Annotated in this window: 20 protein-coding genes; 12 read left to right on the top strand and 8 right to left on the bottom strand. The window is 70.5% G+C overall.

The window, feature by feature from the left end; genetic code table 11:
- Positions 1 to 54 precede the first annotated feature (54 nt).
- Positions 55 to 1746: a 2-isopropylmalate synthase gene (leuA, locus tag WMF46_RS26245; RefSeq protein ID WP_437979703.1), complete on the bottom strand. Its 1692-nt coding sequence runs from the start codon at positions 1744 to 1746 to the stop codon at positions 55 to 57.
- A 270-nt stretch (positions 1747 to 2016) separates the two neighbouring features.
- Positions 2017 to 3198, bottom strand: coding sequence for an LLM class flavin-dependent oxidoreductase (locus WMF46_RS26240; RefSeq protein ID WP_437979702.1), 1182 nt, complete (start codon positions 3196 to 3198; stop codon positions 2017 to 2019).
- A gap of 433 nt (positions 3199 to 3631) precedes the next feature.
- Here WMF46_RS26240 and WMF46_RS26235 point away from each other — a divergent pair, with 433 nt between their 5' ends.
- From WMF46_RS26235 to WMF46_RS26200, 8 genes are all read left to right on the top strand, one after another.
- Entirely contained in the window at positions 3632 to 4276 is a 645-nt protein-coding gene (locus tag WMF46_RS26235; protein ID WP_437979701.1) for a hypothetical protein, read from the top strand.
- Entirely contained in the window at positions 4273 to 5037 is a 765-nt protein-coding gene (locus tag WMF46_RS26230) for a hypothetical protein (protein ID WP_437979700.1), read from the top strand. Before WMF46_RS26235 ends, WMF46_RS26230 begins: the two co-directional genes overlap by 4 nt.
- Positions 5034 to 5738 carry a hypothetical protein gene (locus tag WMF46_RS26225; RefSeq protein ID WP_437979699.1) on the top strand — a complete coding sequence of 235 codons (705 nt, stop codon included), beginning with the start codon at positions 5034 to 5036 and terminating at the stop codon, positions 5736 to 5738. The genes WMF46_RS26230 and WMF46_RS26225 overlap by 4 nt, the downstream gene beginning before the upstream one ends.
- Entirely contained in the window at positions 5735 to 6430 is a 696-nt protein-coding gene (locus WMF46_RS26220; RefSeq protein ID WP_437979698.1) for a response regulator, read from the top strand. The genes WMF46_RS26225 and WMF46_RS26220 overlap by 4 nt, the downstream gene beginning before the upstream one ends.
- Before the next feature lie 10 nt (positions 6431 to 6440).
- Positions 6441 to 7991 (top strand): sensor histidine kinase, encoded by a 1551-nt coding sequence (locus WMF46_RS26215; RefSeq protein ID WP_437979697.1) that lies wholly within the window; start codon positions 6441 to 6443, stop codon positions 7989 to 7991.
- A gap of 336 nt (positions 7992 to 8327) precedes the next feature.
- Complete coding sequence (locus WMF46_RS26210) at positions 8328 to 8807, top strand: type II toxin-antitoxin system VapC family toxin (protein WP_437979696.1); 480 nt, start codon at positions 8328 to 8330, stop codon at positions 8805 to 8807.
- The gene (locus WMF46_RS26205) at positions 8804 to 9046 is read left to right on the top strand and encodes a hypothetical protein (RefSeq protein WP_437979695.1); all 243 of its coding nucleotides are present in this window, start codon (positions 8804 to 8806) and stop codon (positions 9044 to 9046) included. Before WMF46_RS26210 ends, WMF46_RS26205 begins: the two co-directional genes overlap by 4 nt.
- A 303-nt stretch (positions 9047 to 9349) precedes the next feature.
- Positions 9350 to 11254, top strand: coding sequence for a hypothetical protein (locus WMF46_RS26200; protein ID WP_437979694.1), 1905 nt, complete (start codon positions 9350 to 9352; stop codon positions 11252 to 11254).
- A 22-nt stretch (positions 11255 to 11276) separates the two neighbouring features.
- Here WMF46_RS26200 and WMF46_RS26195 read toward each other — a convergent pair whose 3' ends face one another.
- The 3 genes from WMF46_RS26195 to WMF46_RS26185 form a co-directional block, all read right to left on the bottom strand.
- The gene (locus WMF46_RS26195; RefSeq protein ID WP_437979693.1) at positions 11277 to 11453 is read right to left on the bottom strand and encodes a hypothetical protein; all 177 of its coding nucleotides are present in this window, start codon (positions 11451 to 11453) and stop codon (positions 11277 to 11279) included.
- A 137-nt stretch (positions 11454 to 11590) separates the two neighbouring features.
- Positions 11591 to 12022: a hypothetical protein gene (locus WMF46_RS26190; protein ID WP_437979692.1), complete on the bottom strand. Its 432-nt coding sequence runs from the start codon at positions 12020 to 12022 to the stop codon at positions 11591 to 11593.
- A gap of 420 nt (positions 12023 to 12442) precedes the next feature.
- A complete protein-coding gene (locus WMF46_RS26185; RefSeq protein ID WP_437979691.1) occupies positions 12443 to 13084 on the bottom strand; it encodes a DUF6968 family protein in 642 nt (213 codons plus the stop codon).
- Between the two features lie 154 nt (positions 13085 to 13238).
- Here WMF46_RS26185 and WMF46_RS26180 point away from each other — a divergent pair, with 154 nt between their 5' ends.
- The 3 genes from WMF46_RS26180 (at position 13239) to WMF46_RS26170 (ending at position 15131) form a co-directional block, all read left to right on the top strand.
- Positions 13239 to 13643 carry a VOC family protein gene (locus tag WMF46_RS26180; protein WP_437979690.1) on the top strand — a complete coding sequence of 135 codons (405 nt, stop codon included), beginning with the start codon at positions 13239 to 13241 and terminating at the stop codon, positions 13641 to 13643.
- Between the two features lie 98 nt (positions 13644 to 13741).
- On the top strand, positions 13742 to 14269 hold the full coding sequence (locus WMF46_RS26175) for a DUF4150 domain-containing protein (RefSeq protein ID WP_437979689.1): 528 nt from the start codon (positions 13742 to 13744) through the stop codon (positions 14267 to 14269).
- Positions 14250 to 15131: an RHS repeat-associated core domain-containing protein gene (locus tag WMF46_RS26170; protein ID WP_437979688.1), complete on the top strand. Its 882-nt coding sequence runs from the start codon at positions 14250 to 14252 to the stop codon at positions 15129 to 15131. Before WMF46_RS26175 ends, WMF46_RS26170 begins: the two co-directional genes overlap by 20 nt.
- 17 nt (positions 15132 to 15148) lie before the next feature.
- Here WMF46_RS26170 and WMF46_RS26165 read toward each other — a convergent pair whose 3' ends face one another.
- The 3 genes from WMF46_RS26165 to WMF46_RS26155 form a co-directional block, all read right to left on the bottom strand.
- Positions 15149 to 16126, bottom strand: a complete 978-nt coding sequence (locus WMF46_RS26165; RefSeq protein WP_437979687.1) for a hypothetical protein — start codon at positions 16124 to 16126, stop codon at positions 15149 to 15151.
- Between the two features lie 3 nt (positions 16127 to 16129).
- Complete coding sequence (locus WMF46_RS26160) at positions 16130 to 16345, bottom strand: hypothetical protein (protein ID WP_437979686.1); 216 nt, start codon at positions 16343 to 16345, stop codon at positions 16130 to 16132.
- Between the two features lie 84 nt (positions 16346 to 16429).
- A complete protein-coding gene (locus WMF46_RS26155; RefSeq protein WP_437979685.1) occupies positions 16430 to 18781 on the bottom strand; it encodes a hypothetical protein in 2352 nt (783 codons plus the stop codon).
- Between the two features lie 317 nt (positions 18782 to 19098).
- On the opposite strand from WMF46_RS26155, the gene WMF46_RS26150 reads away from it, so the two are divergent.
- A complete protein-coding gene (locus WMF46_RS26150) occupies positions 19099 to 20643 on the top strand; it encodes a dockerin (RefSeq protein WP_437979684.1) in 1545 nt (514 codons plus the stop codon).
- The last annotated feature ends 45 nt before the right edge of the window (positions 20644 to 20688 follow it).

Genomic DNA, 20688 nt, shown 5'->3' with positions numbered 1-20688 from the left:
TCTCGCTGTGCGGGCGCCTCTGGCGGGGGTGAGCGAGCGCGCGCCCGCGCCCGCTCACTCCGCTGCCGCCGTGAGCTGCGCCGCATCCGCCGGCCGCGCGCGGTTCCACGCGGACGCCACGGCGGCGAGCGACGCCATGTCGGCGTCCCCGTCCGTCCCCGCCCCGAAGCTGCGCTTGCGCCCGACCGAGATGGCCACATAAGCCGCCGTCTCGTCGCCGGCGCTCCTCGGGAGCGCGTGCGCCGCGTGCTCGTCCACCGCGATCGCGATCCCCGTGTGGCGCGAGAGCGCGCTCGCGAGCGCCTCGACGGGGCTGCCGCCGGCGGCGCTCAGCACGTGGGCGACGCCTCGGATCTGCACGTGGAACTCGTGTCGTTCGTCCGCGCCCTGGCCGACGCGCCTGTGCCGGGTGACGCGGAGCGTCCCTGCGCGGTTCACGTACTCCCGCTCGAAGATCGCCAGGATCTCGGCCTTCTGCACCTCGCCCTCGGTCCGCTCCGCCCTGCGCTGTACGGCCTGGCTCACCTCGACGGCGAGCCCCCTCGGCAGCGCGTAGCCGTGGTCGTGCTCGAGCACGTAGGCCACGCCGCCCTTGCCCGACTGGCTGTTCACGCGGATCACCGCCTCGTAGCTGCGGCCGACGTCCTGCGGATCGATGGGCAGGTACGGCACCTCCCAGAGCGGGCTCCCGCCCTCGCGCAGCGCCTTGAACCCCTTCTTGATCGCGTCCTGGTGCGACCCGGAGAAGGCCGTGTACACGAGCTCGCCGACGTACGGGTGGCGCGGGTGGACCGGCAGGCGGTTGCAGTGCTCGACCGTCTCCTTGATCGACTGGACGTCATGGATCTCGAGCTCGGGATCCACGCCCTGGGACATCAGGTTGAGCGCCAGCGTCACGACGTCGACGTTGCCCGTGCGCTCGCCGTTCCCGAGCAGCGTGCCCTCGACGCGATCGGCGCCCGCCATCACGGCGAGCTCCGCCGCGGCCACGGCGGTGCCGCGGTCGTTGTGCGGGTGCACGCTCAGCACGATGCTGTCGCGCTGCTTCAGGTTCCTGTGCATCCACTCGATCTGATCCGCGTACACGTTGGGCGTCGACATCTCGACGGTGGCGGGCAGGTTCAGGATGATCTTCCGTGATGGGGTGGGCTCCCAGACGTCCATCACGGCCTCGCAGATCTCCTTCGCGAAATCGAGCTCGGTGCCCGTGAAGCTCTCGGGGGAGTACTCCAGCGCGACCTCGGTCCCGGGCGACCGCGCCGCGAGCTCCTTCACGAGCCGGGCCCCGCGCACGGCGATCTCGGTGATGCCCGCGCGATCCAGGCCGAACACCACGCGCCGCTGGAGCGTGGAGGTGGAGTTGTAGAGGTGGACGATGGCGCGGCGCGCCCCGCGGATGGCCTCGAAGGTGCGCTCGATCAGCTCGGCGCGCGCCTGGGTGAGCACCTGGATCGTCACGTCGTCCGGGATGAGCCCCTGGTCGATGATCCAGCGCACGAAGTCGAAGTCGGGCTGCGATGCGCTGGGGAAGCCCACCTCGATCTCCTTGAACCCCATGCGCAGGAGCTCGTGCCACATGCGGAGCTTCCGCTCGAGGCCCATGGGCTCTACGAGGGCCTGGTTGCCGTCGCGCAGGTCCACGCTGCACCAGCGCGGCGCCCTCTCGATCACGCGGCTGGGCCAGCGGCGATCGGGCAGATGGATGGGCTGAAAGGGCTTGTACTTGTGGACAGGCATCGTGGACATGACAGGACTCCCTGAAAGCTAGCGATGGGAGTCGTCACGACACGACGACGAGGCGAGGACCCCCATCGGGACCAAGAGAACCGAGGGGGCCGTACTGCGAGGAGCGACGTCGATCAGCAGCGCGCGCAAAGGCCCCCGGGCCGTAGGCCTAGGCAGGGGCGTAGGGAGCGCGCGCGAGGGACGGACATCGGGGGGGCAATCTAGCGAACGTTCGCGCGCCTGTCCAGCGCCGGAGCGCGAGGCGAGCCTCGGGGGCCCGCGCGCCCGACTTCAGGGCTTGTCGAACTCGGGGATGAGCTTGCCGATTTGCCGGATGCTGCCCATGACCTGCTCGTGCGACAGGCGCCCGACCTGCTGGAAGGACAGCAGGCGATCGATGCCGAGGTCCTGGTAGAATTTGATCTTCTGCCGGCACGTCTCCGGGCTGCCGACGATGAGCGAGTTCTGCTCCTTCAGGGCGTCGAACACCTCCTCGTTCGGGACGTCTTCGTTCTGCATGATGCGGGCGAGGACGGAGTTGGCCTTGGTCTCGGCCGGCGTCTTCCCCGCGCGGTCGCGCAGCAGCTGGCCCACGAGGCCGCCGCCCGCCGGGTCCTTGGCCAGCGCCTGCTCCTCGGCGTGGGTCCGCAGGAAGTGCTCCTTCGCCTCGAAGAACGTGAAGGACCCGTTCGTGTACCACGCGGCCGCGGAGGCGGCGCCGTTCTCCATGGCCTGCTGGTCCGTCTCGGCGCAGTGAGCGAACGTGAAGAACCCGACCTGGTTGTTGATGAACGCGCCGACGGGCCGCTCACACCGGCGGATGGCCTCGCGGTAGATGCCGATCCACTCCTTCACCTGGTCGGGCGGCGCCCACAGCGTGACGCCGAGCGCGCCGACGCCGTTGCGCCCGGCCTGCTCGAACGAGGCCAGGCTCGAGCAGGCCTGCCAGAGGGGCGGGTGGGGCTTCTGGTACGGCTTCGGGATGATGGGGACGTTGTTGATCTCGGCGTCCTCGCTCTTCCAGGAGAACCGCTCCTGCGTCCACATCTTCGGGATCATCTCGAACGCCTGCTGCATCTGGTCGCGCGTCCGGTCCGGAGGGATGTTGAACGTGCGCCACTCGGGGATGGTCGAGCGGGCCAGGCCGAGCTCAAGGCGCCCGCCGCTCAGGTGATCGAGCATCGCCGCGCGCTCGGCGACGCGGATGGGATGGTTGAACCGGAACGGCGACAGCACCGAGGAGTGCCCGAGCCGTATCGACGTCGTGTGCTGCGAGATCGCCGCGAGCATCACCTCCGGCGCCGACGAGTAGCTGAACTCCTCGGCCGTATGGTGCTCGACCTGCCACCAGCAGCCGTACCCGAGTCGATCGGCGAGCTTCGCCTGCTCGAGGGTGTTCATGATGACCCTGTGCTCGTGGTCCTCCGACCACGGACGGGGACTCTGCATCTCTGTGAACAGGTCGATCTTCATTACTTCCTCCCTCGCGAGTGCCGCGCGCCAAGCATCGATCCGTCGCGTACAAATCGGCAATGTGTGGTTTGACGCACACCTATGTACATGTCGATGGGTGACCGCGGGCGGGCGCTCAGGGGCTGTGATGTGCGTGTGGACCTTGGCGGGAGACCTCCCGTGGAGGGCTGCTTGGGTGCCGGCGATCCCGGTCCCGGGGCGCTCCGGAGGGCGCGGGCGATCGCCACGTCTTCGCCACAACCTCTCCGCGTTTGTTCCTCGTCCGGCGCGCGGGTGCGCCTCACCCGGGGGGTACGCCCATGGAGGTCTGCGGCGGCCGTGACCTGGCCGCGCAGCGCTCACCCCCATGGAGGTCCTCGTGCAGGCGCAAGCTTCCTGTTTCCCTGTAACGTCATCGCCCGAAGCCGGCACGGACGCCGGCGCAAGAGAGCCCGTGGAGCGTCGAGACGACGCTCCCGCGGCCCCCGTGTCCGGCCCCGCCGCGGAGCCGACGGCGGGCGCCGGACACCGCAGCTGGACGGCCGCCCTCCTCGCGGAGCGGCCGGCCTCGGACCTCCGCGGCGACCTGTCCAGGTTCGGCGTCGGCGTCGGCCTCGCCTCGCTGTACGGGCTCTCGCTCGGCGCGCGGCAGGGCGGCGTGTCGTTCGCCCACCACGCCGCCGGCGTCCCTGCGGCCATGGTCGCCGTCGCCTGCGTCGGCGTGCCGGCGCTCACGATCGTGCTGACCCTCTTCGACGCGCCGCTCGACCCGTCCCGCGCGCTGTCGGCGACGGCGCGCGCCGCCGCCTCTACGGGCCTCGTGCTCGGCGGCCTCGCGCCCGCCGCGGCGCTCTTCGTCGTGACGGGCGGGTCGAACGTGACAGCGGCCCTCATGGGGCTGCTCGGCCTCGCGGTGGGCGGCGTGGTCGGCGTCGGCGTCCTGCTGCGCGATCTCGGCGCGGCGCTCCGGCGCGACGGCGGTCTCGTCAGGCTCTCCGGGGCGACCGCGGCGCTCGTCGGGTTCGCGGTGTTCGCCGCGGTGCTCGCGCTGCGCGTGTGGCTGGAGACGCTCCCGATGCTGAAGGGGGGGGCCTCGTGAGCGCCTCCGTCGTGAGCCGTCTCCTCCGGGCGCCCGCCGAGGTGGCCGCGAGCTGCCGTGAAGACAGGGACATCCGCGCCATCGCGCTCGCGTCGCTCGGCGCCATCGCCCTCGGCTCGGCCGTGTTCGGCGGCGTGGTCGGCAGCTTCCGCGGCAGGGAGCAGATCGTCTATGCGGCCATCAAGGTGCCGCTGGCGATGCTGATCACGCTCGCGCTCTCGGCCCCGGCGCTCCACGCGTTCTCGGCCGTGCTCGGCCGCCCGTGGCCCATGCGGTCCGTCATCGCGCTCGCCCTCGCGTCGGCGGCCCGCTCGTCGCTCGTGCTGCTCGCGTTCGCGCCCGTGCTCTGGCTGGCCATCGACGTGGGGCTCGGCTACCACGCGTCCTCGGTCGCCGCCTGGCTCGCCTACGCCGTCGCGGGCCTCGCGGCGGTCGGCGTGCTCGTGCGGGGCATCGGCGCGGGCCGGGGCCGCTGGCTCACTGCGGTCGCCTTCATGGCCGTCTTCTTCGCCGTCGGCGGTCAAGCCGCGTGGATCCTCCGGCCCTACCTCGGGCGGCCGAGCGAGAAGGCGGTCCCCTTCCTGCGCGCGAGCGAGGGGAGCTTCTCCGACGCGCTCTTCCGGAGCTTCCGATCTGCGCGCGGGATCTATGACGACGACGGGCATCCGCCCGATCCGGACGACTACCCGCACGGCTACCCCTACCCGTACGAAAACGAGGACGGCGACGCGCGCGACGGCCTGACGGGGAGCGAGCGATGAGCCTGCGCGACCTGGCGGTCCTGTACCTGATCGCGGGGCTCGCGTGCGCCGTGGCGGTCTACCGCGGCGCGCGTCCTGACGGCCACGGCGCGCGCCGCCGCGCCGCCCTGTCCGCGGCCCTCTGCGTGCCGCTCTGGCCGATCTGGGCGCCCGTTGCGCTCACGGCGGGCCGCGGAGAAAGCGGTGGGCGCCCTAGCGGCGCCGGGGGCGAGGCCGCTGCGCGCGTCCTGGGCGCGCTGCGCGAGGGGGTCAGCGCCTGCGCCGGCACCTCGTTCGAGGCGCTCCTGTCGCGCGAGGCGGCCTCGCGGATCGAGGCCGAGGTGGCGCGCGCCGCCGCCCGCCACGCGGAGCTCGACGCGCTGCTGCGCCAGAGCGGCTTCGACGAGGGCGCCGCCGCGGCGCGCGTCGCGGAGATCGAGCGGGGCGGTGGCGGCGCGGGCGCGCGGTCGCTGGCGACGGCGCACCTCCACCTCGAGAACATCCGGCGCCTGCGGGCGATGCGCGACCGCGACGCCCGCGCCCTCGAGGAGCTCGCGGATCTCGTCCAGGCGCTGCGCACGCAGCTCGTGCTGGCGCGCTTCGCCGGATCCTCGGTCGAGGGCGTCGGTGGTATCGTGTCCGAGGTCTGGGCGCGCGTGGAGGGCCTCGGCGCGGCGATCGACGCGCACGGCGCCGGAACAGAGGAGCCGATCGCGACGTGAGCAAGCACATCCTGGTCGTCGACGATGAGGCGCGCATCCGCGAGGTGCTGCTCTACGCCCTGCAAAAGGAGGGGTACGCCGTGACGGCGGTGGCCGACGGGCGCGCCGCCGTCGAGGCGGCGGGGGCGAGCACGGTGGACCTCGTGGTGCTGGACGTGATGCTCCCCGAGCTCGACGGCCTCGAGGTGTGCCGGCGGCTGCGCGCCGGGAGCAGGACGCCGATCCTGTTCCTGTCGGCGCGCGCCGACGAGGTCGACCGGATCGTCGGCCTGGAGCTCGGCGGCGACGACTACCTCACGAAGCCGTTCTCGCCGCGCGAGCTCGTGGCGCGGGTGCGCGCGCTGCTCCGGCGGACCGAGGCGCCACCGCCGCCCGTGCCGGCGGAGGCGCGCGCCGCGGTCCTCCGCCACGGCCCGATCGAGGTCGACACCGAGCGTCACGAGGCGCGGTACCTCGGCCAGCCGGTGTCGCTCACGGCGACGGAGCTCGGCGTGCTCGGCGCGCTGCTGGAGCGGCCCGGGGTGGTGCTCTCGCGCGGGCAGCTCATGCAGCGCGCCTACCGCTACGACAACCTGATCACGGAGCGCACCATCGACACGCACGTTCGCCGGATTCGTGCGAAGTTCCGCGTGGTTGGCGGCGATCCGATCGCGACCGTCCACGGCGTCGGCTACAAGCTGCAGGGGGCGTAGCCGGGCCGCGATGCCTGGCCCCACGATGATCGAGCGCCTGCGCTGGGAGCTCGGCCGGATCCGCGTCCGGCTGCTTGTCGTGAACCTGGTGGTGCTGCTCGTGCCGGTGGCGGGGCTCGAGTTCGCGCGCCTCTACGAGCGGCAGCTGCTCGGCTCGCTGGAGCGCGACATGGCGAACCAGGCGGTCCTTGTCGCCGCGATGCTCGCGTCGGATCTCGATCGAGGGTTCGAGCTCGACGCGCCCGAGCACGGCGACATCTTGACCCAGGCCGCGAGGCTCACGCGCACTCGCGTCCGGATCCTCGACAGGGCGGGCGCGGTCGTCGCCGACTCGCACGAGAACGGCCCGCCCGAGGGGCCCGAGCCGGCGGTCCCCGCGCTCATGCCGACGCGCGGCCATCGCCCGAGCTCGGCGGACTTCCGGGAGCTCGCCGACAACGTGCAGCCGATCGGAAAGGGCGCGCGCGAGCGCTGGTCCGAGGTCCCGGATCGTCCGGAGGTGCGCGAGGCGCTCGCCGGGCGCCGCGCGGCGCGGACGCGTGTCCGGCAGCAGGAGCTGGCGGTCTTCCTGTTCCTGGCCGAGCCGATCCGGCGGAGCGGCGAGGTGCTCGGCGCGGTGTACGTTGTCCGTTCGACGCAGCCGGTGCTTGTCGAGCTGCACCGGATCCGCTCGGGGCTCATCCGGGTCCTCGTGGTCGCGAGCCTGTTCACGGGCCTCGTCACGCTGGCGCTCGCGTGGTCGATCTCGAGGCCGCTCGGCAAGCTGTCGCGCGCGGCGAAGCGCATCGCGGCCGGCGAGCGCGACGTCGTGGTGCCCGTGTCGGGGACCGGCGAGATCCGCGAGCTCGGCGCGTCGTTCGCCGCGATGAACGAGCGGCTGGGGGCGCGGCTGCGGTACATCTCGGATTTCGCGGCCGATGTGGCGCACGAGTTCAAGTCGCCGCTGACGTCGATCCGGGGCGCCGCCGAGCTGCTCGACGAGGGGGCGGCGGACGATCTCGAGGCGCGGCGGCGCTTCCTGCGGAACATCGAGCTCGACGTGGCGCGGCTCGACCGGCTCGTGTCGAGGCTGCTGGAGCTGAGCCGGATCGAGGCCTCGAGCGAGGCCATGACGGTGCTCGATCTGGAGGCGCTCGTGGCGCGCGTGGTGGATCGGCGCGCGAGCCCTGGGCAGCCGGTGGAGCTGCGGTACGAGATGCGGACACGGCTGCTCCGGGCGCGGCAGACCGACCTGGAGACGGCGCTCTTGAACCTCGTCGACAACGCGGTGAAGTTCTCGCCGCCGGGGGAGCCGGTGGTGGTGACCGTGGAGGGCGGGGAGGGGAGGGAAGGGGAGAGGACGGCGAGGATCTCGGTGCGCGACCGGGGGCCGGGGGTGCCTCCGCAGCACCTGCCGAGGATCTTCGACAGGTTCTTCACGACCGACGAGGGCCGCGACGGAACGGGGCTGGGGCTGGCGATCGTGAAGAGCGTCGTCGAGGCGCACGGCGGGGCGGTGACCGTGGAGAGCGCGCCGGGGGAGGGGGCGAGCTTCGTGGTGGAGCTGCCGGTGCGGCAGTGAGCAGGGGGCGGGGAGGCTGCGGGCAGCGCTCTCCGTGCTCTTTTCGAGGCGAACGGAGCGCGGCGTGGGGTGTCTCCGCCCCATGACACGAGCTACCCCGCCATCTTGTTTTCTTCGGAAAAGACGGAAAGCGTTGGAGCGGACCCCTGGCTTACCGGACGTGGTGATCTTCATCCGTGCGACGGGTGGCGGGCGCTCGGATACCCAGTGGTCGCTCGGCCCCTGCCGCACGGGCACCGTGCGTTGCTGCCCGCAGGCGCAGCCACGATGCTGCGGCGTAGCTCGCGCGTGGCTGCTAGGATCGCACCTCGGCCCCGCGGCGAGAGGCAAGGTACGGTGAAACCCCGCGTCTACATCGAAACCTCGATCCTGAGCTATCTCACCGCGCGTCCCAGCCGCGATCTGGTTCAAGCCGCGCACCAGCAGATTACGATCGAGTGGTGGGCGGGACGGAACCGCTTCGAGCTAATCGTCTCCGAGGCCGTTGTCGCGGAGGCCAGCAGAGGCGATCCCACGGCGGCAGCGCGCCGCCTCGCCGCCGCGGAGGGGCTGCCGGTCCTTTCGGCGAGCACCGAGGCGCAGGCCGTCGCACGAAGGCTCCTTGAGGCAGCGGCGATGCCGCGGAAGGCGGCCATCGACGCTGCGCATGTGGCGATCGCTGCGGTTCACGACGTGAACTTCCTGCTGACATGGAACTGCACCCATCTCGCCAACGCGATGATGCGTCGGCATATCGAAGCCGTGTGTCGCGAAAGTGGATTTCGGCCGCCCATCATCTGTACGCCGGAGGAGCTCGCCTTCGAGGAAAAACCATGACACCTGACCCGATTGTGGACGAGGTACGTGCGATCCGCGATGCTATCGCCAAGGAGCACGCATATGACATTGACGCCATCTTCGAGGCGTTTCGGCGCCAGGGAGCGACCCGCGGAACACCCACTGTTCCAGTTGTCGCCCGACGGACGCCTGATTTGCAGGATTCCGCCTTGCCGGACTCGCCGGAAGAGCCCGCTGAGCAGGGTACTGCGGCGGACGATGTCACGCGCGATCGCTGAGCGCTGAATCGCACGGCATAACCGATAGTACGCACACGTGCTGTGAGCCGCCGGTCGTCCATGTCCCCTGGAGTTCGTCGAGGAATGGCGCGATACGACAGCCCGATCCGATAGTCGACGAGGTTCGCGCAGCTCGCGGAGCCATGGCGAAGGAATTCGACTATGACATCGAGAGGAGCGCGCGCGCCTTCAAGGCTTGAGATGTCCAGAGCGGGCGCAACGTCGTGCGCCTGCCCCCGAGAGTGGCGCCTCGCGGACAGATCGTTCGACGAGGCCGATTCGGAGCCGGCGCGCGCGGAGGCAATGCTGCAGCAGCTCCGCGCGAGGGAGATCGCGGAGCGGGCGTCCTGGGCTGAGAGGGCGATCCCCTTCAGCCTGCGCGCGAGGGCGCTGGAGTTCGGGCTGTGGGGCGCGGAGGAAGCGATCGAGCGGCTCCGGTGCGTGGACTTCGGAAGCCGTCACACGTTCGTCCTCCACCACCTCGGGGTATTTCCCGACGCCTCGCTCGGCGCCGTGCTCGCGCTCATCGGGCGGCCTCAGATCGGCGATGGATCGGGATGGTTCGTCGACGAGGGGGCGGTTGCCGCGGTCGCTGTGCGGCTCGCGCGTGCCGGACAGCACGACGCCGCGCTCGATGCGATCCGCGCGCTGAGCGCGCGCCGCGGGGAGGCGCTGCGATCGTGCGCATCGTATCTTTCTGCGGCGGAGATCGCGCGCGCCCTGCCGGAGTTCGAGACGTGGATCCCCGGGGCGAAGCCAGTCGTGGCGCTCCTCGCGTGGTGCGATCTCCTGCCGCTCGTGCCGGATCGAGATCGCGAGCGGGCACGCGGCGAGATCGTACGGCTGCGCGCGGCGTTGGGCGGGCGCATGGCGCAAGCGGCGATGGCGGCCGAAGAGCGTGGGGCGACACCACCTATCGAAGCGGCGGAGTCGCGGCTTGGGCGACTGCTGTTCGGCCCGAAGCACGCAGCGGCGATCGTCACGGACCGAGGCTTCGGCAGAGTGCTGGACTTCGCCGAGCACCACGCGGCTGGCGACGAGCTTGCGCTTGTGATGGAGCTCGCGCGCACGCTCCAGGGCGAGCGGCGCGCCCGGCTCGCGCGGGCGTTGCTGCAGAGCGGCGAGGAGCTCTACGACTCCCCCGGATTCGCCGAGCTGTTCTCCCCCGAGGAGCAACGGGAGCACCTGCGGGCCGCGCTCGCGCGCTACGAGCGGCCGGTCAGCGTGGAGATTCTTTACACACTCGAGCGCGCCGCGCAGCTCACCGACGGCGCGCCGCGCGGCGTTCTCCTCTCACTCTACCTCGACGTGGTGCGTGCGCGCGCCGGGCGTGTGCGGCTGAGGGGGATCTTCACCGCTGCGACGCTCGCCGAGGGCGACCAGCGCGCGGCGCTCATCGAAGAGACGCTGGCCGCGGTGGAAGGGGGCGACAACCTCGACGAAGAGGATCGTGTCGAGGCGATCGCAGCGGTGTTGCCGCTGGTGCCGGCGGAGCGCGCCGCGCCGCTCGCAGGGAGGGTGCTCGACGCGGTTGCGGAAGGCCACATCGGCAGGACGCAGGCGGGCGATCGGCTGATGGCCATTCCCGACCCGGTGTGGGCCATGCTGCCCGCGTCCCGGTGGGAGCCGGGATTGCGCTGGGCGCTGGAGGAAGGGGCGGAGTTCTTCGAGTGGACGTCCTGGATGCAGAAGACGTTGCCGCGCGAGGTGCGCGCGATGCTCGAAGCGCAGGTCGAGGCGGCTCCGGGCGCGGGCGCGGGCGCGGGCGACCCTGCGGCGTGTCCGAGCGACGCCCCGGCGGACGGCGGAGGGGGAGGAGGGGAACTGTCGCCCGACGAGCGGCTCCGCGGCTGGGCTCGCGTGGCGGTGTCGCTGTCCGAGGCCGAGCGCGTGGCCAGCGCGTCGGAGATCGAAGCCGCTGTGCGAGCGATCCTGGCGCTGGTGGACGTGGAGGACGGCGTGCTCTGCGACACCCTGGCGAGCCTGCCCGATGCCGCGCTCCGGGCGATCTGGTCGGTGCGCGCGCGCGCCGACGCGTGGCAACGGACCATCGACATCAGCGATCCGGCCCTGTTCGCCTACTTGCCGTCGGAGCACTACCTCCACGCGGAGGCCGTCCTCCAGCTCATCCTGCGGCTCGGTGGCGCCTCGGCGCTCTGCGACTTCGCGCGCATGCTCGTCGGCCTTCAACACGAGTCCGCTGCTTGATGCCCCCGAGCCGGAGGTCAGGTCAGGGCGGGGGTGGTTTACGCACGCTCATGATCAGATCGATCGAGCTCTGCACGTGCGCCAGCCGCTCCGTAGGGGACAGGCTGAGCATCCAGCGGACGAGGGAGCGGTCCACGCCGTTCTCGTCGTAGGGGCTGTCGTCCCGCTCCTCGGCGGGAAGGTCCAGAGGCTCGGGCATGCTCGGAGCCTAGCATGCGGGGGCTGGCAAGCTGCGGGCACCCTGCTTCGGGTCGACCTGCCCAGTTTCCAGTCGTCCGGAGCAGCGAACCAAGCCGGCGTCGCCGCCCTGAGCTAGCGCATCGGGCATCGCGAGCTTCACCAGGTTCGGCTGGCGAGCCGGTATGGCTTCAGCCTCGGGCAGCTTCGCTCCTGGTCGCGTGACACCTCTACCGCATGGTCCAGGGGAACCTGCGCTTGGCCCGTCAGTACGTCCGGGATCCGCGGCTCGAACACCCTCCAGAAGAACCGCACTGACTCGATGAGCTGTGCCCGGTAGTGCCCGAGGTCGTCCCAGTACTCCCCCGTTGCTACCTCGTAGCGGTAGGCGGGCCACCAAGGGCTGGTGACGAGCTTGTGCGACTTGATGAGTCCGGTCGCTGCAAACCCATCCCGGAGCCTCCTCGACAGCCCCTTGCCGTCGGCGAGAGCGATATTCACCCGCACCCCCGTGTACGCGCAGTCAGGAGAGGTCGCGAAATTAAGCCGGCTCTTCTTGTTCCACTCCAGACCGATCCCGACCTTCGGCACGGATTCACCCTCGCTTGTTCTGAACCATTGTCGTGAAAACACGAGGACCTTCGGCCAGTCTCCTTGCAGATCCATGTGAACGCCGACGTCGGGAGAAAGCTGCGGGGCGAGCCCGGCGACATCATCTGCGCACGAGCACAGAAACGTGTGCGCGAGCTGGGCGACGGACGGCCCACTTCTCGATAAGCGCCTGATGTCGAAGATAGAATACGACACGGGGCTCGTCGATGCGGTTCATTGGAACTGCCTCTTCAGGGTTGCGAGATAGTTGGACGCCACGTCCGATGCTCCGGTCGCCGGCCGTACCGCCTCCGCCTTGAACTTGGGCGTGACGGCCCTCCGCTTTCTCCGTTCCATCCCTACCTCCTGGTGCCGTCGGGGGTGTCCGCGGAAGCGGGGGAGCACCAGACCGAGCGAGCCTCAAGGCCCGCGCTTCCTCCGTGCGCGCTCCTTGACAACCGCGGCCACGATCTCGCCCACGCGCTCCGTTTCATCATCTACGAGCTTTTCTAGTCTGCGCTGAAACCAGAGCCCAAACGGACCATCTATAGGAAGCGGCAGCCCGATGTCTCCGGGCTCCTGACCCAGCCATGTGATCGGCAGCCCGCAGTTGTCTAGCGCGTGTCGCGCGTATCGCATGGCACTTTGGATTGCCTGGACAGCGTCGACCCCTTCGGCATACTGGATGTCCGGCTCCAGCCCATCAAGAAAGACAGGGCACGTCCACGAGCCGCTGGGCGAGGCCGGTTGTATTGGTTCGCCGATCTTCAGAACGATCTCGCGATCTGGTTCACCTTCGACGCCATACCGACGAACGGCTATGACCTTGTATTTTCGTCGAGCCACCCACGCAGGATAGCTAAAACCCGTCGTTGATGCCCGACCCAGGTTGAGGCACCGCCGCTGCCGCTCACCGGGGTTGAGGTTCCCGATCTCGGCGCCGCCCGCGCGGCAACGATCGCGCGCCGAGCTGGCTCGCCCACCCCGTCGCCTCGCCGAGCGCGCGCGGCGCCCTCCTCGACCGCCACGCCGGCGCGTCGATGTCTCGCCGGACGTTGCCATGTCGCGATCGCTTCGCTATCTTCTTGCTCGCCGAAAGAGGTAGGCCGGTTCAGGCGAGCCCCGGCCACTCCCATGACGGGAGCCCATGTCCCCTCCACAACGGAGTGAGGTCCCACGGCACGTGGACGCACGTGCGTCCTCCGTGGAGGCTCCCATGCAGCTCAATCACATCGATCTCCAGGTCCCCGACGTCCTCGAAACGGCCGCGTTCTTCGAGCGGCACTTCCAGTTCGAGGTCCACGGCAACCGGCACTCGCCGGCGATCGCCATCCTCACGGGGCCCGGCGACTTCACGCTCGTCCTCCAGCGCCGGCGCGAGGCGGACGGCCCTTATCCGGAGGGCTTCCACATCGGCTTCATCGTGGGCGACCTGGCCACCGTGTACGACAAGCACGCGGCGATCGTCGCGGCGGGCATCGACAGCGGCCCCGTGAGCGAGAACGGCCGCGGCGTGATGTTCTATTTCAAGGCGCCCGGCGACATCCTCATCGAGGTGAGCTGTCGGCGCCGCCCGCTCCCCGCGGTGCGCGCCGGCGCAGGAGGCACCGACCCAGGTTGAGGTGCTGCCGGACGCGCCGCAAGGCGCCTCACGTCATGCCCTGACCCGCCTGCGCGGCCATCGCTGCCCAGCACGGCGGCTTCCCTCGCATGTCTTCCATGTGCGACCATCTCACCACCATGGGCAAGGTCACCGCGCTCCACATGGACACCATCACCGAGAAATCCGGTCACCAGATGACCGGCATGGCGGTGAGCGTATGCCTCACCCCCGCCGCCCCGAGCCCCTTATCGATCCCCTATCCCACGATGGGCACCGTGGCCGAGGGGATCATCGATCCGTGCATGCGCACCAAGATCGAAGGCGCGAAGATCCTCACCGTGGGCGGCTGCATGAAGGCATGCCACGGCAACGAGCCCGGCACGCTCAAGGAGGTTGTCAGCCTCAACACCGGAGGGCCCTGCTTCCCGTGGCTCGGGGCGCCGAACGTCATCATCGAGCTCGGCATGGCCGGCATCACCGGCAGCATGGGGCAGATGAACAAGTCGATCACCGTCGGCGCGGGCGCGACGACTCGCGGAGCTCGGCGACGACGGCCGGAGCACGTTCTTCCTCTGGGACGACGAGGCGCTCGTCGAGGAGGTCGATTCGAGTCATCTGCGCTCCGTGAGGCGTGTCTTCGATGACGACGGCTTCACGCCGCTCGCCGAGCGCACCGTGGAGGGAGAGTGGCGCCTCATTGCCACGGACCTGACCGCGACGCCCTGGCTCTACGCGGCGCCGAGCGGCGAGCTCGCCGACGTCGACCTGTCAGCGTGGGGCCGCGTCGCGCGCTCGAGCGGCGCGATCGGCGCGCTGCGCTTCGCTGGGCACCGCGCCGATCCGCGGACGGGCCTGCATTACAACAGGTTCCGGTACTACGACCCTGACCTCGGCGTCTATCTCACGCCAGACCCGCTCGGTTTTCCGGCCTCGTTTCAGGACATCGGGTTCCTGCCGAACGCGACCTTCCACCTCGACCCGCTCGGGCTCGTCGTCATCATCCAGGGGAGCAACGACAAGGTCATCAACGACTCGGTGGCCATGTACCAGAAGCAGTATCCCGGAGCGACGGTGATCCAGGGACACCAGCTGCCGAGCGCGAACCTCGCCGGTGAGGATCACGTGATCGTGGTTTCCCACGGCGATCCAGGCTCGATCGAGTGGAACGGCAAGAAGAAGAGCGTCGGGGGCAGGGAGCTCGGCAAACAGCTCAACGCCGCTGGATTCAACGGCGCGGCGCCCGGCGCCAAGGTCGACGTCGCCTCCTGCAACGGCGCCACCAAGCCGCTCTTCGGGCCGAGCATGGCGCAGGGGGTGGCCGACACGACGCTCGCGCCGACCTCGGGCGCCAAGGCGGACAGCCGTGTCGGCGCCTACCTCGGCTCCGACGCGATCATAGGGAAGATCGTCCCCTCGTATGGCGCGACGATCACCAAACCCGGCCCCCCTGTCCACGAGAAGGTGATCAAGGGCTCATGGACCACGGTGGATCCGCGGCCCTTCTAGGAGCCGCGCTCACCCGCTCACCCAGGCTCCACGGGAACGAACGCCGCGCCCGACTGCAGCCACGCGGCGAAGTACGGCGCTGGCGCGCCGGCGCGCCGCAGCGCGAGCAAGAACGGTCCGTCGCACACGAGCTCGCGCCCACGGCGGCGGCGGCTCTTCATGCCGAGCGCGAGCGCCTCGGACACGAGCCGCGCTCCGTGCTCGTCGACGTCGAGCTCCAGCGTCTGAAACGCGGCGACGAGGACGCGATCCCCCGGCACGATGGGCTTGCCGACGAGCTCGTCGAAGGACGCATCGACGCGCAGCGACACGACCGGGACCTGGAAGATGTCATCGTCCTGCAGCGAGGTCTGCCCCCACAGACGAGCCCACCGGCCAGGCCCACGATCGACCGCGCCGAGGGCGTCGTGCGTTGCCTCCGCGAGCGTCGACCAGCCTTCACGGCGAGCGACGACGACCGACGCGCCGCCGCGGCCGCGGAGCTCGATGACGAAATCGCCCGGCGACTCGTAACGGTGTACGGTCGCGGCGCCCGCATAGGCGCTCGCTCCGGCGCCGCCCCAGTGGCCGAAGCACTGCACGCGGCCCCCCAGGAACGAGAGCCCCGCTGAGCGATCGCGGACAAAGGGCCGCTCGAATGCAACCCTGGTCCGCAGCAAGGCGAACGCCACGAGAGCGTGCGCCGGCACGCTCTGCGGCAATAGCCGCGTCTGCGCATCGCCGAACCGGCGAGCCAGCTCGGCACGGATCGCAGCGATCGCCGCATCACCCTCTCCTGCGCAGGCGAATGACTCCGCTGAATCCACGGCGCCGGCGGCGACGGCAGCTGCGCGGCCCAGCGCCCGCGAGAGCTCCGTGGGCTCGACCAGCACGTCCTCGGATCCGAGCTGCCGCTGGAGCTCCGCCCACGCGAGCGCGAACGTCGCACAGTGGACAACGTCACGGTCGATCGGCAGCGCGTGCTCGAGCGTCGGCGTCACCAGGGGGGCGGTCATGATCTACTCGCCGTGCACTGTACGTCGATCAGGAGGAAATCGGCACCTGGGATCGCTGACCAGCGGCGCGAGCTTGGGCTCGCGCGCCTCGCCGACGTCGGGCGCGGGAGGATCGGAGACGAAGATCTCCCCGTCCTCCACCGCAGCGTCCTTGCACATCCCTGCGCCGGTGATGTGCTCCAGCGCATTGGCCGCGGCGAGTGTTGCGCCGTCGTCCAAGTCGCGCTCAGCAGGGAGGGGGCGATGCGACTTCGGAAGGAGGGAAATCGCCGCTTCGGTCCTCTCGTCCCTCGCATCGGGACGCTACCGGCGCCGCTTCGCCAGCGCCGCGCCGAGCTTGGCGAGCTTTTTCTCGCCGGCAAACCAGGAGAGGCATTCGTGGCGCGTCTTGCGTTGCGTCGCGGAGAGGCTCTTTCCATTGTCGAGCTTCCCCGCGAGCACCTCGAGCAGGAATACCTCGGTCGAGGGGTGCCACGCGTAAAACAGAGGCCAGAGGGACTTCGCCGGCAGGCGCGCCAGGCCATAATGACCTGGCACGGATTGCTCGTGGCGGATGAGCTCGATCAGCGCCGGGGCGAGCTTCGCGCCGTCCGCCCGCTCGAGCGGTCTGGCGAGCTTCACCCAGGCCGGCCGCGGCGTGGAGAAAGATGCCCAATCGTTCCGGAAGAGCTGCTGGTAAGCGGCGAGCGCCGCGACCACCGCCTCCACCGGCGCGCCGGTGTGGACCGTCGCGTCGAAGACGTCGCGCAGCGGGTCGAGCTCGTCGAGCTTGGCCTCGAGACGCCGCCTCAAGCGGCTCCACGCGTCGTCGCCGAGCGCGGAGAGGACATGCTCCTCGTCGATCGCCTCGTCGATCGCCTCGGCGCCGCCGAGCGCTCGCAGGAAAGCGAAGAAGGCCGCGCGCTCGGCCTTTTCATGGCGGGGCAAGATATCGAATGCGATCTCGTGCGCGTCGTCGAGGACGCTCTGCAGACGGTCGGCGTCGCGCCGGTCGGCGAATCGATCGAGGAGCGGTCGGGCCCGTTGCGCCAGATCGAGCCGATCGGGCAGCTTCACGCCGTCGTCCTCGCCGAGCTTCCACAGGGCCGCCGAGTGATCGACGATGGCCTTGACCAGGGCGAAGGCGATCGGGATCGACGTGCCGCGCTCGCGTGCGTCGGGGACCACGCGCCAGGGCTGTGCGCACCAGACGGCGGCCGCTCGGCTGCGTTCGTCGTCGCCACGCTCGCTTGCGAGGAACCACTCGGGGTCGAAGTGCTCCGGGATCGCGCCGCCATTCTCCTTGCCTGCATGCTCGAGGCGCCGGATGTCCTCCCCATGGAGGTCGCCTTGCCAGGACAGCCCGGCAGCGGTAGCGAGCGTCCGCGCCCGGCGATAATCGTCGAGCGCGCCGGCGGTATCTCCGGAACCCTCGCGGACCAAGGCCCGCGCGGCGAAGATGCGCGCCTCGAAGCCGCGATCCGTGACCCCTTGGCCCGCGCGGGCGCGCGCCTCGTCACCTCGAGCGCGCTCGTCGATGAGGGCGACCGCCTCCTCGGCGAGCTCGCGCGCCCTCGCGAGGAGCGACGAACGCTCTGTCTCGGAGATGGCCTTGGCTTTCTTGGTCTTCGGGCGGTCGCGGCAGGGGTCTTCCCCGCCCGCGAGCTTCTCGAGGGATCGCGCCACCCGCGAGAGCCCCATCGCCTTTCGATCCTGCCGGTCGCCCCGATGAAAGAAGCCGAGCGAGAGTCCTTGCGCCGGGTCGTCGATCGGCTCGGCCGCGCGCCAGTCCTCCGCGGCGGCGCGCTCGTCGCCCCGGTAGAGCCGGCACTCCCAGCGGGCGCGGAGCAGCTCTGCGCTGGCGATTCCCGCGTCGAGCGCCGCCGACAGCCACGGCTCGGCCTCGGCGTGGGCGCTGCGCTGGAACAGCTTGTACCCGAGCATCTCGGCGATCCCCACCGCCGTCTCGAAGACGGCGCCGTCCCCCTCCTTCAGCCACGCCTCGAGCGCGGGCTGGATGTTCTTCATGAACGTGAGGTGATTGTCGTTCGAGAGGTGCTTCGTGGTGGCTCGATAGTGCTTGGCCACGAAGAGCCGCTCGCGAGGATCGCTGCTCCCGGCGTGAGGCGCGAGCGCCTTCAGGTGGCCGCCGAGCGAGGAGGTCGAGCTGGTCCGCTGCTCGATCTCCGGCAGCTTCGCGAGCACCTCCTTCCGGAGCCCGTTCGGCACGGCGCGCTCGAGCTCGAGCCAATAGCCGGAGTCGACGTCGAGGACGTGCCGGAGGAGGAGGACCGCCTCTTCGTGCGCATCGTCATCGAGCCCGAGGGCGATCCGGCCCACCGCGGGCAGCGCCGCCTGCTGGAGGTTCTGCCAGTTGTTCCATTGCGTCGAGAAGCTGAGGGGATAAGGGGTGAGCGTCGGCAGCAGGCAGCAGCGGCCGTGCCCCTCGCTCGCGCGGGCCTCCGCCCAGAGCCGCCCGGCGAGGAGGTAGAGGGCGGAGCCCCGCTGGCGGATGAGGGTCGTCCCGCCCTCGCCTGCCTGGAGGGCCACTTCGATCGACGCCCCGGCGAGCCTCGCAGTGAACGGGGGGACTTCGCGCGTTCCTTGGAGGAAATTCGATGAAAAGAGCGCGAAGAACTCCGCGAGGGCGTCGTGCAACGCTGCATTGGCCTGCATCGGGACCGACCGTAGCACGTGCTCGGCGATGGGTACGCGGGCGGCGAGCCGATGGAGGGGCCCGGGTGAGACCGACCCTGGTCGACGTTTCGAGGTTCCGGCGTGATGGGGCCCGTGAGACCCGACCGAGGTTGCCCCCCGAGCTCGACGCCCAGGCGGAGCTCTCGACCGAGGTTGAGGTCCCCATCAACTGAATCGGTTCAGTTTTTCTGCGCCTCCGTGCTATGGCCGGTCCTGGTTTCCACCACGCGGCCTGACGATCGACGCTCCGGGCCGCGCGAACACCCGGCCCGCTCGTGCAGCGGCAAGGAGCCAACATGCGACAATCTTCGTTCTTGAGCCTCGGTTCGTCAGGCACTCTCGCTCTCCTCCTCGCGGCGCTCGGATGCGACTCGTCGGACGGGTCGTCTTCTGGCGCCGGCGGTCAGGGCGCCGGCGGTCAGGGCGCGACGAGCAGCGCGAGCGGCTCCGGCGGCGCCGGCGGTCAGGGCGCGACGGGCAGCGCGAGCGGCTCCGGCGGCGCGGCGGGCACCGGCGGCGCCGGCGAAGGGGGCGGCGGCGCGGCAGGCACCGGCGGCGCTGGCGGCGCTGGAGAAGGGGGCGGCGGCCCGCCGCCGGCGCCGCTCTGGGACTGGAGCGGCATCGTCGGCACGGGACAGAGCCTCTCGGTCGGCGCGGAGGGCACGCCGCCCCGCACCACGACGCAGCGCTTTCACAACCTCAAGCTGTCCCTCGGGAACGCGAGCGTGCCCCCCTTCGACGCGGCGAGCACGGCCCTCTCCCTGGTGCCGCTCGTCGAGCCGATCCGCGGGTTCGCGACGACCTACCCCAGCGCTTACCCGAAGAACATCTATGGCGAGACGCCGCACACGGCCATGGCCGACCAGATCTCGTCCCTCGCGGAGGCAGCCGCCGGCGGCGACCACGTCACGGTGCACACCGTCGTCGGGGAGAGCGGGCAGCCGATGAGCGTCCTCCGGAAGGGCGCCACCCAGACGGCCACGGGCGACACGTCGATGGGCCGCGCCTACGCGGCGACGCTGTTCGAGGCCGAGGCCATCGCGCGCCTCGCCAGGGGTGCCGGCAAGACGTACGGCGTCGGCGCCATCGTGATCACGCACGGCGAGGCCGACGCCGGCAGCGCGACCTACGGGGATGAACTGGTCAAGCTCTGGTCCGACTACAACCAGGATCTCCTCCGGATCACCGGCCAGTCGCGGAGCATTCCCCTGCTCGTGTCCCAGCAGAACTCGGTGCACACCGACGCCGGCACGCGGTCGACGTCGACGCAGGCGCAGTGGCGCGTGGGCGTGGATCACCCGGGCGATATCGTCTGCTCGGGTCCGAAGTACCAGTATCCGTATGCGAACGATCACATCCACCTGAACGCGAACGGCTACCAGCAGCTCGGCGAGAAATTCGGCCAGATCTACTTCGAGAAGGTCGTCCTCGGGAAGGACTGGCAGCCGCTCCAGCCGACGCGCGTCGAGCGCAGCGGCAATGTCGTCACCGTGCACTTCCATGTCCCTGTGCCGCCGCTCGCCTGGGACAGCGCGCTGCCGTCTCCCCACCAGACCGCGTTCACGGAGTGGGCGCAGGGCCGCGGCTTCGAGCTCTGGAGCGGCAACTCCCGGATCCCGATCAGCGGCGTGGAGATCTCCGGCGATTCGGTGCAGATCACCGCGCGGAACCTCCCCGCGTCCGGCGTGATGGTCGGCTATGCGATGACGACCGACGGGACATCGATGACGGGCGGCACGATCCGCTGGGGCCAGCTGCGCGACTCCGATCCGTTCGTCGGCTCGACGACGGGCAAGGCCCAGCCGAACTACAGCGTGGCGTTCGAGATGAACGTCCCCTGACGGTGCGGCGCCGGTGTGAGGGGGGTTGTCCGCCGCGCACCGGCG

It is taken from the genome of Sorangium sp. So ce117, from assembly GCF_051524395.1.
Classification (GTDB): Bacteria; Myxococcota_A; Polyangia; order Polyangiales; family Polyangiaceae; genus Sorangium; species Sorangium cellulosum_B.
Note: the sequence above shows the minus strand (reverse complement) of the source record. Positions and strands in the feature narration are given on the sequence as shown.

Bases quoted from the DNA above. Each gene is read 5' to 3' on its own strand.
- WMF46_RS26225 (WP_437979699.1), top strand. From the start codon at position 5,034: ATGAGCCTGCGCGACCTGGCGGTCCTGTACCTGATCGCGGGGCTCGCG.
- WMF46_RS26150 (WP_437979684.1), top strand. From the start codon at position 19,099: ATGCGACAATCTTCGTTCTTGAGCCTCGGTTCGTCAGGCACTCTCGCT.
- WMF46_RS26155 (WP_437979685.1), bottom strand. From the start codon at position 18,781: ATGCAGGCCAATGCAGCGTTGCACGACGCCCTCGCGGAGTTCTTCGCG.
- WMF46_RS26200 (WP_437979694.1), top strand. From the start codon at position 9,350: ATGCTGCAGCAGCTCCGCGCGAGGGAGATCGCGGAGCGGGCGTCCTGG.
- WMF46_RS26175 (WP_437979689.1), top strand. From the start codon at position 13,742: ATGTGCGACCATCTCACCACCATGGGCAAGGTCACCGCGCTCCACATG.
- WMF46_RS26195 (WP_437979693.1), bottom strand. From the start codon at position 11,453: ATGCCCGAGCCTCTGGACCTTCCCGCCGAGGAGCGGGACGACAGCCCC.
- WMF46_RS26205 (WP_437979695.1), top strand. From the start codon at position 8,804: ATGACACCTGACCCGATTGTGGACGAGGTACGTGCGATCCGCGATGCT.
- WMF46_RS26180 (WP_437979690.1), top strand. From the start codon at position 13,239: ATGCAGCTCAATCACATCGATCTCCAGGTCCCCGACGTCCTCGAAACG.
- WMF46_RS26215 (WP_437979697.1), top strand. From the start codon at position 6,441: ATGCCTGGCCCCACGATGATCGAGCGCCTGCGCTGGGAGCTCGGCCGG.
- WMF46_RS26165 (WP_437979687.1), bottom strand. From the start codon at position 16,126: ATGACCGCCCCCCTGGTGACGCCGACGCTCGAGCACGCGCTGCCGATC.
- leuA (WP_437979703.1), bottom strand. From the start codon at position 1,746: ATGTCCACGATGCCTGTCCACAAGTACAAGCCCTTTCAGCCCATCCAT.
- WMF46_RS26240 (WP_437979702.1), bottom strand. From the start codon at position 3,198: ATGAAGATCGACCTGTTCACAGAGATGCAGAGTCCCCGTCCGTGGTCG.
- WMF46_RS26185 (WP_437979691.1), bottom strand. From the start codon at position 13,084: ATGGCAACGTCCGGCGAGACATCGACGCGCCGGCGTGGCGGTCGAGGA.